General features: G+C 36.7%; 7 protein-coding genes and 1 tRNA gene. 2 read left to right on the top strand and 6 right to left on the bottom strand.

The features are described from left to right. Nucleotides 1–120 precede the first annotated feature (120 nt). Together gntT and mfd are read right to left on the bottom strand one after the other, a co-directional pair. A complete protein-coding gene (gntT, locus tag ACIR131C_RS22910; RefSeq protein ID WP_035372215.1) occupies nucleotides 121–1,464 on the bottom strand; it encodes a guanitoxin biosynthesis MATE family efflux transporter GntT in 1,344 nt (447 codons plus the stop codon). Between the two features lie 150 nt (nucleotides 1,465–1,614). After that, the gene (gene mfd / locus ACIR131C_RS0115340; RefSeq protein ID WP_028090912.1) at nucleotides 1,615–5,073 is read right to left on the bottom strand and encodes a transcription-repair coupling factor; all 3,459 of its coding nucleotides are present in this window, start codon (nucleotides 5,071–5,073) and stop codon (nucleotides 1,615–1,617) included. 580 nt (nucleotides 5,074–5,653) lie between these two features. On the opposite strand from mfd, the gene ACIR131C_RS0115335 reads away from it, so the two are divergent. Next, on the top strand, nucleotides 5,654–6,964 hold the full coding sequence (locus ACIR131C_RS0115335; RefSeq protein ID WP_028090911.1) for a hemolysin family protein: 1,311 nt from the start codon (nucleotides 5,654–5,656) through the stop codon (nucleotides 6,962–6,964). A gap of 128 nt (nucleotides 6,965–7,092) precedes the next feature. Further along, nucleotides 7,093–7,887: a TdeIII family type II restriction endonuclease gene (locus ACIR131C_RS0115330; RefSeq protein ID WP_028090910.1), complete on the top strand. Its 795-nt coding sequence runs from the start codon at nucleotides 7,093–7,095 to the stop codon at nucleotides 7,885–7,887. Between the two features lies 1 nt (nucleotide 7,888). Here the strand turns inward: ACIR131C_RS0115330 and ACIR131C_RS0115325 are convergent, their stop codons facing one another. The 4 genes from ACIR131C_RS0115325 to ACIR131C_RS0115310 form a co-directional block, all read right to left on the bottom strand. Beyond that, entirely contained in the window at nucleotides 7,889–9,235 is a 1,347-nt protein-coding gene (locus ACIR131C_RS0115325) for a DNA cytosine methyltransferase (RefSeq protein WP_196811782.1), read from the bottom strand. 259 nt (nucleotides 9,236–9,494) lie between these two features. After that, complete coding sequence (rpiA, locus tag ACIR131C_RS0115320; protein ID WP_028090908.1) at nucleotides 9,495–10,205, bottom strand: ribose-5-phosphate isomerase RpiA; 711 nt, start codon at nucleotides 10,203–10,205, stop codon at nucleotides 9,495–9,497. A gap of 311 nt (nucleotides 10,206–10,516) precedes the next feature. Continuing rightward, a tRNA-Lys gene (locus ACIR131C_RS0115315) sits at nucleotides 10,517–10,588 on the bottom strand. A 62-nt stretch (nucleotides 10,589–10,650) separates the two neighbouring features. Then, a complete protein-coding gene (locus ACIR131C_RS0115310) occupies nucleotides 10,651–11,520 on the bottom strand; it encodes an aldose epimerase family protein (protein ID WP_028090907.1) in 870 nt (289 codons plus the stop codon). Nucleotides 11,521–11,860: the final 340 nt, after the last annotated feature.

Below are 11,860 nucleotides of genomic sequence, written 5' to 3'. Positions count from 1 at the left end.
GGAACAGGGAACAGGGAACAGGGAACAGGGAACAGGGAAGAGGTTTTGGGCAACTTTACTTTTCGTTACTTATGTCGGTTTTTTTCCGCTCACCTACTTATCCAGATAAATTAAATTTGATTATGAGTTGACAACAGTTTCTTTTTCCTCATTTGATGGCAAAGTCATGGGTATCTGTATTCCCAGAGTCAGAGTACAGGATAACATAAATATGAATAGAGCCAACCATAAAAAATGATTGCTATGAAAATAGAAAGTTGATAAACATAGACCGATGAATCCCAGCAAGCCACTGATTAAGTATGTATTGCGTACAGCAACTCCCTCACCCAAGCCAGCAAAATATCCATCTAAAATATAAGCAAATCCCGACCACACTACAACAAGCAGCACCCAAGGAATATAAACTCTAATTGCTTCTACCAATTCAGAATGGTTAGTGAATATATTAAATATGGGGTCAGGAAAAAAGACAGCAGCCAACCCAACTACTAAACCAATTACCAGATTAGTTCCTAATGCAATTTGCAAAAGTGGGACGAGTTTATGTGTTTGGCCTTGACTTTGAAAGTTACCTGTTAAAGTTGTTGTAGCGTATTCTACTCCATCACACATATACATACTTAACGCTACTACTTGCATAAGTAAAATATTTTCCGCCAAAATATTAGTTCCTAATGTTGCACTAAAAACATTAAAAAGAACAAAAATACATACGATAACTACAGACCTAACAGATAGATTGCTGTTGAGAACAAAAGGATTTTGCAATGCGGAAAAACTGCGGACTTTCCCTAGTAAATGAACTACTTCTTGGAACGTAACTTCACGGCTAATCATCACCAGCCCTACAAATAAAGTTATATACTGGCTGATAGCTTGGGACAATCCAGCCCCCATGCTTGACCAATCCCAAAGCACAATGAAAACGTAATTGAGTAGAACATTAGCAATGTTACCTATAACAGTTAGTAAAAGGACTTGACGATTTTTTTCTCTGCCAAGAAACCAGCCAACTAAGACGAAATTGACTAAAGCCACAGGCGCTCCCCAAATTCGTCCCTGAAAATAAGCCATACCAGCAAGTTCTACGTCTGAACTAGTATTTAACAACATAAAACCTAGCTTCCCTATAGGGTATTGCAGTAGCAGAAACAGGATACCCAATCCCAAAGCAATTAAGACATTTTGTAGTCCTGCTAACAACATTGCTTCTCGATCATCTCTGCCAACGGCTTGAGATGTAACTGCGGTTGTTCCTGACTTGATAAACGAACAACTCTCATAGAGAAAATCAAACAAAATAGCACCTAATCCCACTCCTGCTAAATAACTAATGCTTGATAAGTGTCCCAAGAACGCTACGCTGATTGCACCGGACAGGGGAATAGTCATATTAGATACTACGTTAACAGTAGCCGTTTTCAGAAAGCGATATAGAAAGTCGTATTGAAGCAATGTCACAGTCTTTTAGGATAGATAATCGAATACATTTTACAATACTGATACCTTAATATGATTAAAATAAACCCAAGATTAATTAATACTGTTGTTGGGTTGCGCTGTCGCTTAACCCAACCTCCAAAATCTACTACAAAATCTACAAAATCAAACTCAAGGAGTTTCAGCAATTGCACCTTGCATTTTCATGAAAGTATCAATTAAAGTCTGCAATTGTTGATCTGCTTTAAAAACTCCTAAACCTCTTGCTGTCACTTTTCCTGGAGAATAAACAAACCGAGATTTCATATTTGAAGTTAACTTTTCTGCTAATAGATTCCAAGCTGGTTCTTCCATTGGTGTTTCTAAAACAATATGCTGTTTATTCTCTGGTTTAATGCGACTAAATCCCAAATTTTTAGCCAATTGTTTTAATTCCATAACTCGCAATAGTTGATTTGCTGGTAGGGGTATAGTACCATATCTATCAGTCCATTCAGCAGCGATTTGTTTTAATTCATATTTTGATTTTACCGTGGCTACAGCGCGATAAGCACTCATTTTTTGATCAAGATCAGTAATGTAATTGGAAGGAATAAATGCAGTGAGGTTAAGATCAATTTGCGTATCTTCAACTTTGGGTATTTCCTGACCTCTAATTTCTCGAATTGCTTCCTCTAACATTTCCATATACAAATCAAAGCCAATTGCATCCATTTGACCAGATTGTTCTGCACCTAGCAAGTTACCCACCCCACGAATTTCCATATCTCGCATTGCTAATTGATATCCAGAACCGAGTTGAGTAAATTCTTGAATTGCTCTTAATCTTTGTCTAGCAGCATCGGATAATTCTCTTTGTTTGGGGTAAAATAACCATGCGTGAGCTTGAATTCCCGCACGACCGACCCGACCCCGCAATTGATATAATTGAGATAAACCAAAACGGTGAGCATCTTCAATTAAAATTGTGTTAACTCGCGGAATATCTAAACCAGATTCGATAATTGTCGTACAAACAAGAATATCCGCGTCATTATTTCCGAAAGTCAGCATGGTTGATTCTAACTCACTTTCGTCCATTTGACCATGAGCGATCGCAAATCTTCCTCCAGGAACCATTTCTCGCAAATTTGCAGTGGTTTCTTCAATTCCGTCCACTCGCGGAACTACATAAAATACCTGGCCACCTCGATCTAATTCTTGACGAATTGCACTTCTAACAATTTCCGGTTTTAGGGGTGCGAGATGAGTTTGAATTGGTCTTCTCGTTGGAGGTGGAGTGGTAATTAAACTCATTTCCCTAATTCCTGATAATGACATATATAAGGTTCTGGGAATAGGGGTAGCGGAAAGAGTTAAAACATCAACTTCAGTTTTCAAGCTTTTGATTTTTTCTTTTTGATTAACTCCAAATCTTTGTTCTTCGTCAATTACTAAAAGTCCTAAATCTTTAAATTGTACACTTTTTCCTAATAATTGATGTGTACCGACAACTATATCTAATTCCCCAGTTGCGAGACGTTTTTGAATATTCCGTTTTTCTTCCGCACTACGAAAGCGATTGAGTAAACCTACATTAATTGGATAAGGTGCAAAACGTTCTTTAATTGTGTGATAATGTTGTTGAGTTAAAATTGTCGTTGGTGCTAAAAGTGCCACCTGCTTTCCTGCGGTGACAGCTTTAAAAATTGCCCTAATTGCTACTTCAGTTTTACCAAAACCGACATCTCCACATACTAACCTGTCCATGGGTCTCTCACTTTCCATATCCCGTTTCACGTCTTGTACCGCTTTTAGTTGATCTGTGGTAGGATGATAAGGGAAAGAATCTTCCATTTCTTCTTGCCAAGGCATATCTGGGGGATAGGAAAAACCATGTTGTTGCGATCGCGCTGCATACAATTTTAACAAATCTACTGCTAATTTCTTAATCGCTTTTCTGACTTTATTCTTAGTATTATCCCAAGCTTTTCCAGTCATTTTATGTAGTTCTGGAGGTTTATCTGCATTAGTTCTAAATCGAGATAAAGAACCAACTTGATCAGCAGCAACTCTTAATAAACCATCTGCATATTGCACAACTAAATAATCACGGGTTTCCTCGTTAATTGTCAGACTTTCTAATTTGACAAATTTGCCAATTCCATGACTACGATGAACAACAAAATCCCCTGGACGTAATTTATTAGGATCAACTTGTTTAGATGTTGCTTGACGACGTTTACGGACATAGCCAAAATTAGCTAGGGAATGTTGTCCATAAAATTCTCTATCGGTGACAATAACTAAGCGATAAGAAGGTAAAATAAAACCTTCTAATTCTGCTAAACCGGAATATTTTAGAGCAATTGGTGTATGATTAATTTGTAGTTTATCAATGGCTTGATAATCACGAGGATTGGGAATAAACTGCGCGGGACAATCGTGTTCTTGTAGTAGCGAAACTGAACGGGAAGGTTGAGCCGAAAGTATCCAAATTGCAAAATTGCGATGGCGTTCTTTTCTAATTGTCTCCGCTAATTTAGCAAATTGGTGAGGAGTCACGGGTAAAGGTCTACTCCCCAAATTCAAACCACTATTTTCTTCTGATAATTCCGATAAATATAACTTTTTAAAATTACTAATTTCTGCTATACACTCATCAAAATTACGATGAATTTTAGGTAATTCAACAGATAACTGACCACTGACTACTGACCACTGACTTTGAGCATTTTCCACCCAGCGATCGCTATGAGCATAACATTGTTCTGGCTCATCAATAACCACAAAAGTATTTTTAGGTAAATAGTCAAGTAATGAAGCGGGTCTTGTAAAAGCCAACCCTAAAAACCGCCGACTCCCCTCTAATGTTCCTAATTCTTGTAGAGACGTTCCATGGTACGTCTCTACATTTGGTAAATTTTTCAGTCCGTTGAAAATTATCGGTGCGAAACTTGTGGGAGTGAGAGTGATTTTTTCTATCTTATCCAAAGCTGAACGCTGGGTAGAAGGGTCAAATTCCCGAATTTGTTCAATTTCGTCGCCAAACCATTCCAAGCGCACAGGTAACTCAGAAGACACGGGAAACACATCTACAATATCCCCCCGTCTACTCCATTGTCCTTCAGTTTCCACCAAGGGAACTCGTTCGTATCCCAAAACCGTGATTTTTTCCCCAAACCCATCTAAATCAAATTCCATTCCTTTTTCTAAAGTGACACAAAATGATTTAAACGCTTCCGGTGGTGGTAAATGAGGCTGTAACGCCCCCACAGTAGCAATAATAGCCGTTTTTTGCTTTTGCAACTGACCATTAACCAAATCAGCTAAAACCTGCATTTGTCCCCAACTTAACTCATTTTCAGGGTCAAAGGGTTCGTAGGGAGAAGCCTCCGAAGTAGGGTAAAAATGGACAGTTTTCCAGCCCATTGCTTCCATTTGGGCGAAAACCCGCCCAGCTTCCTCCAAAGTAGCACAGACCACACACAAATTATGATCTTCATAATTTGCTAATGCTGAAGCTACTAGTCCCTTGGGGAGACGAGAAATCCCATTTAACCGCAATTCCTGTTGTTTGTTGAGTTTAGTAATTAGTTCTGCGGTCAGCAAAGATCGGGACAAAGCACGGACAATAGAAGAAAATGGCATAAGTTTTACGCTAAATTGGAAGTCGTTACCGATGTGAAAATCTAGAAGCCTTTGAGATCAACTATTTTAAAAGTTTTAATCGCTCTCTTGACAGTGAAGGGGGAAAAATCTAGCCTAGAAATGATTTATCAAGTGAACCTTAGATCAAACGTACTGGATTTAATTTGTATAACTCTAGTAACAGCTACAAGTAAGCGTGTTACTGTCAGCGTAACACAATAAAATTTTATGGTGCATTTAAGACTAATCCTTCATCTCTCAAACTCCCAAGTGATGAGACTCTTATGAAAATTAAATGTACGTCCTTTGAAGCCCTTGTAGAGACATTCCATGGAACGTTTCTACAATTTTTACCTCCAGATGTCTATTGTATGGCCGTAACACACCCTATTATTCACTTGATAATTAGACTCTTAACTGCTAATAGATAGAAGAAATCTGACTATTACTTTGTTTATAGTCAAAGTATTTAAGAGAATCACCTAAAATAATGGATACTAAAATAAGTCAGATTTAATTAACATTAGCCCAAACTTGGGAACTCTGTATAATTTTACTCTTTATACCAGCAATTTTAAAAATGTCTTCCCTCTCTTTTGAACTTTTCACAATTTTGGTGCTAATTTTCGCTAACGGTGTGTTTTCCATGTCGGAAATGGCCGTAGTCTCGTCCCGGAAAGTTAGACTACAGCAGTTAGTTAACCAAGGGGATATTAACGCTAGGGCCGCATTAAAATTAGCAGAATCTCCCAATCATTTTTTGTCTATTGTCCAGGTGGGGATTACACTGATTAATATTCTTAATGGTGTGTTCGGGGGTGCTACTATTGCCAAAAGACTAGAAGACTATATTAAGCTAGTCCCCATTTTAGCCAATTATAGTAATGCGATCGCCTTTGGGATAGTGGTTTTACTCATTACCTATTTTTCCCTAATTGTCGGTGAACTTGTACCCAAACGTCTCGCTTTAAATAACCCCGAAAAAATCGCCTCCTTTGTAGCTATACCTATGCGGGCTTTAGCAAGAATCGCCTCACCTGTAGTTTATCTTTTGAGTGCATCTACAGACCTAGTATTGCGAATTTTAGGAATTACACCCTCAGAAGAACCCCAAGTCACAGAAGAAGAAATTAAAATTTTAATCGAACAAGGTACGGAAGCAGGGACCTTTGAAGAAGCCGAACAAGACATGGTAGAACGGGTTTTCCGATTAGGCGATCGCCCCGTTACCTCCTTTATGACACCCAGACCTGATATAGTCTGGTTAGACTTGGAAGATCCTGCTGAAGAAAACCGCCAAAAAATGACCGAAAGCGCCTACTCTCGCTATCCAGTTTGTCAAGGGGGATTGGATACAGTTCTGGGTATAATTCCTGTCACCGACTTACTAGCCAGAAGTTTACGTAATGAACCCTTAGACTTAACTCTAGGATTACGTCAACCGGTATTTGTTCCCGAAAGTACAAGGGGATTAAGAGTTTTAGAACTGTTTAAACAAACTGCGACTCACATGGCCTTAGTCGTAGATGAATATGGAGTCATTCAAGGATTAGTTACCCTGAATGATATCATGAGTGAAATAGTCGGTGATGTTCCCGCAGGACCAGGACAAGAAGAACCCCAAGCAGTACAAAGGGAAGATGGTTCTTGGTTAGTAGATGGAATGTTAGGAATAGAAGAGTTTTTAGAACTATTTGATCTCGAAGAATTAGAAACTGAAGAAAGAGGAAATTATCAAACATTAGGAGGTTTTGTGATTACCCATTTAGGACGTATTCCCGCAGCAGCAGATCATTTTGAATTGGATAATATGCGGTTTGAAGTTATGGATATGGACGGAAATCGAGTTGATAAAGTATTAGTTGTACCCAGGAGAATGAATAATGGGTAATTGGTAATAGGTAATGGCTAATTGGTAATGGGTAATGGGTAATGGGTAATTGGTGATAAACTAGAAATTATCTATTTAGCGTGATTTTTAGTTATATAGACGAGTGTAATGACTGGGAATAATCAAATATGGATAACGATATTAAACAAATCATCAAGGAAAATCTCAAAAAATCAATTAGAAATTTTTTCAAAGGTAAGAAAATAAAAAATTACCAAGTATTAGATGATATTTTCCCCCAAGAAAGACGCATACGTTCTCTGATTGGTGGACTAGAAACAAGTTTAGGAACAACTTGTTGGGAACCTATAGCTAAAACTTTAGCAGAGTTAAATGGATTTGAAATCATTAAAGAGAAAATATTAATTCCAACTCCATTTCCCATGCAGAGTGAATTAGATAGATTAGTGTCCGAACGAGAAAATAAGCCTAATAATAGGAGAATTTCAACAAAAGAATGTATACAAAGTCTAAAAAATGCTGCTTTAAAAATAAATCCTCAAGACATCAAGAAATACATATCTCCTTCAACGGGAACTGGAGTTGATCTTCATTTGTCTAAAGATGGAATTGAGTATATATTTGACATTAAAACTACACAGTCAAATCAAGGTGATTTTAAAAAATTCAACAAACAAATGCTGGAATGGTATGCTTACAGACTTGCTAAAAATCCTGATGCTAACCTAGAAGCGCGTATTGCCATTCCTTTTAATCCTTTTAAAAAATCTTGGTATGAAGAGAAAAAAAGTATGTTATCTAGTTCTCCTCTAGATATTACCCAAGATATATGGGTTGAAAATGAATTTTGGGATTTTTGTTCTGGAAAGGAAAATACATTTGAGGAGTTACAATCACTTTTTATTCAATTAGGACAAGAAAACTTTGCAAAGGAATTTCATGATATTTTTTATCCAAATTAGTTTAGATGTCAATAATTCTTAGTAATTCTTTAGCTACATACTCAACCACAGGTACAGGAACAGCATTACCAAACTGCTTTTTAGCTACTTCATCTTTTGTATGGTATTCAAAATCTGTAGGAAATCCTTGTAATTTACAAGCGTGTTTTGCAGTAATTGGTATATATTTATGAGGTTGATAAATTTTTTCTAAGAAAAGATTTTTATATTCCTGGGGATGACTAGCATGAATAGATACAGTTGCGATATAGTCTTTAGAACCAGTAGCAGTTAAAGTTGGGAAAATCTCAGCAGTCGGTAAAATAATTCTATAAATATTATTAATACCTGTCATATTTTTAGAATTTACAAATTCATACTTATCATCAGCAGTTAAACGGAATATTCCTTTTTCCAGCAGTTTATTTAACTCACTGATTTTTATATCCGTGATGATTTCTCGGAAATTTTCAAAAGATAAAGGATTACCATCTTTATCTCCATATTTTTTACTTCTTCTATATTTAAGAAGTGTTAAGCAAATCATTTTTTCTCTATCACTGGTTTTGATAATATCCCAAGAGTGAATTGTTGTATGTCCATTTCTTAAATCAGAAAAAATAAAAAAATCATTTAACTCATCATCTTTTTGAAATCTCGTTCTTGATGGTGGAATTACACCTTTAAATAAAGTATTTGCATCTAGTTTAACTTTTTCAACAAAATTAATATTTTTAAATTCATCCAAAACATCTAAAACTTTTGGGTGAATATTCAAAGATTTAGGGAATTTATACTCCTGACATCTTTCCATATCCCCTCTAATCCCAACAATAAAAACTCTATCTCTATTTTGAGGTAAACCAAAATCGTAAGCATTCAGAACTTTCCATTTCACACAATATCCTATATTTGCTAATTGATTGAGAATTAGTTCCAAATTATCCCGATTTTTAGGACTTGCTAATCCACTAACATTTTCAAATATAAATCCTTTAGGTTGATTTTTATTTACTAGTCGAATGACATCAAACCATAATTTTCCTCTTTTGTCTTCAAATCCCCTTAAACAACCAGCAACAGACCAAGGTTGACAGGGAACACCACCAACAATGATGTCAACATTAGCCGGAAGTTCAGTAATTTTTGTGATATCTCCTAATTCAATTTCATGTTTATTAAAGTAGCTAATGAAATTTTGCTGATAAACTTTAATTGCTTGTTTGTCTATTTCAGAATAGCCTAAACATTGACCACCTAATTTATCTAAAGCAATTCTAAATCCACCAATACCAGCAAAGAGATCAATAAAAGTGAATTGTTTTTTATCACTTAGTAAATTTAGAGGTAATTTCAGTTGTTTTGACATTGGTGAAAATGTAGATTTGATGTTACTTAGCTAATCTGATCAACTAAACTATAGAAATAATAAATATAAATAATCAAATATGTTCAGGTATTTCTCTCTTCCTCTGCGACCTTTGCGCCTTTGCCTGAGACAAAAAAATCCCGTTCACTGATACCAGACTCAATAGATAATTTATTGAGTTTCAGTTAGAAAAAAGGGTACTAAAAAACCATTTTCTTCCTTTTTTCTAACCATTAACTTACACCATTACATCAAAAAATTAAAGCTGTCTAACAACAGGTTTACCGTCAATAACCTCACCGACAAGAACGATATCTGCACAATTGACGAAAATACCATTTTCCAAAACACCAGGAATATTATTCAGGGTTTTTTCTAAATTTACAGGGTCATCAATGCTATCAAATGTCACATCTAAAACCATATTACCTTGGTCAGTGATCACAGGTCCGGCTTTTCTTACACCCATACGCAGTATGGGCTTACCACCAAGTGCTTTAATAGCATTAGTGACAGGAGTAAGCGCCATAGGGATGACTTCTACGGGTACAGCAAACACAGAACCCAGTTTATCCACCAGTTTACCACTATCAACCACCACAACAAACTGTGTTGCCAAGTAATCTACAACTTTTTCGCGGGTATGTGCCGCACCACCACCTTTAATTAAGTTTTTATGGGGATCTACTTCATCCGCACCATCTATAGCAATATCAATATGGTCCACAGCGTCTAAAGTAGTGAGGGGAACACCATACTCTTTTGCTAAAACTTCTGACTGAAATGAGGTGGGAATACCGACAATATCCTTAAGTTCTCCAGATTTGAGCCGTTCTCCTAAATACTGAATTGTGTAGGCTGTGGTTGAACCTGTACCCAAACCGACTATCGAACCTGATTTTACCAAATTGGCGGCGGCCTTGCCAACTTCTTGCTTCATCAATTTAACTGGGTCTGCTGGTATGGACATTCTTTAACTCCTGAAAAACTCACGCCAAGGTACTGTTACAGGCGACTATACTACAAAAGAGGATCAATTTAGCTTAGTAATTATAGGATTTCTGCAAAATATCTGGAAAGAGAGACTTGTATTGATTTTCAGTAGTTTTTAATAAAACTATTACCACATCACACTGTGGCATTTTATTTATTCCCACATTCCGTAATAGATAGTCTAGTATGAGCATTTTTAAGAATTATGATTAATAATAGTTAAAAATATTTGATTAAATATGTATTTAAAAAAACAAAACTAATGAAATTATACTTTAACCTAAAAAATGGGTCGCCCGGGATTCGAACCCGGAACTAATCGGTTAAAAGCCGAGTACTCTACCGTTGAGTTAGCGACCCTTTTGCTGTTTTTCCAACTTTATAAATATACCATAAACAGCCATGGTTTTGTCAAGGGGTTTTTAGAAAAAATTTGCTATTAATTGGAAAGCCGCAGTACAACTAGCTCCTGGCGCTAAAACAGTCAAGTTATCACCAGTGTTAAAAGCATTGCGGGTGGCGCTCCAAGGCTCTAGACAATAGAAATCTTTACCCTTCACAGTCCAAAATACCAACCAGGTGGTAAAATCATCATAATTGAGGGTGAGCTTGAATTTGCGACTATTATCTGTGACAGCGGCAGATTTAGCGGTTAGTCCACCAAAAGCAAAATCAATTTCATCTTGACTAAAGTCAAATTTGCCATTAAAAGCGTGAAATTCCTTGGTTTTGTTGTCTTGATATTCTCCAGAGGGAAGTTCCACCTCTAGCTGATTTTTGTCACCACAGAGAAAATAAGGGTGAAAACCAGCGGAAAATGGCATGGGTGTAGATGACAGATTTTTGTATTCCTGACGGACTGCTAAAGTATTACCTTGGAGTTCGTAAGTAAAAGCCAATTGAAAATCAAAAGGATAAACGGCCTTTGTTTCTTCATTGCTATTGAGAACTACGGTAACACTGGCTTTGTCTTGTGTATTTTGCTCCGTTGCTGTCCAAAGCAATTCCCGTGCAAAACCATGTTGTTTAATGGTATACGGGTTTCCATCAACATTATAAGTATTATCTGGTAAATTACCGCAAAGAGGAAACAAAATGGGATTACCACCTCTAACGCTCAAATCAGGATGAGTAAAGCGTTCAGCGTCCATATAGAAGATTTCTTGACCTTGAACCAGCCAACTAGTAATGATACCGCCTCTTTCTGGAACAACTTCTATTTGTGTACCAGCGGTTTTATCCGACAAGATGTAAGTTTTGTATTGTCTTTGTTGAATGTCAATGGTAAACATGATTTTTGGTGATTGGTGATTGGTAATTGGTGACTGGGCAGATATCGTTCGCAAAACATGACTCGCTAACTAAGCTTTCTGTCTCACGTCTTTTTCCATTCACCTCCTATTACAGCACTTTGCGCGACAAATAGGGGCAGGTTTGATATTGATTTTTCAATTTATTCCCTTAATTGTTGTACCTAAGAGGATGTTTTAAAATTTTTTAATATATAAATTTACGCCTCTCCAAACCTCTGCCCTACAAGGAGAGAGGCTTTAAAACGCCCTGCTAGGGAAGCAGGGGGTTTTCATTCTCCGAGGTAAAGAAGAAAAGAATAGTGATCTTTTCTTGATAAAA

It is taken from the genome of Dolichospermum circinale AWQC131C, from assembly GCF_000426905.1.
Classification (GTDB): domain Bacteria; phylum Cyanobacteriota; class Cyanobacteriia; order Cyanobacteriales; family Nostocaceae; genus Dolichospermum; species Dolichospermum circinale.
The sequence above is the reverse complement of the archived record's forward strand: the minus strand, read 5'-3'. Positions and strand labels throughout refer to the sequence as shown.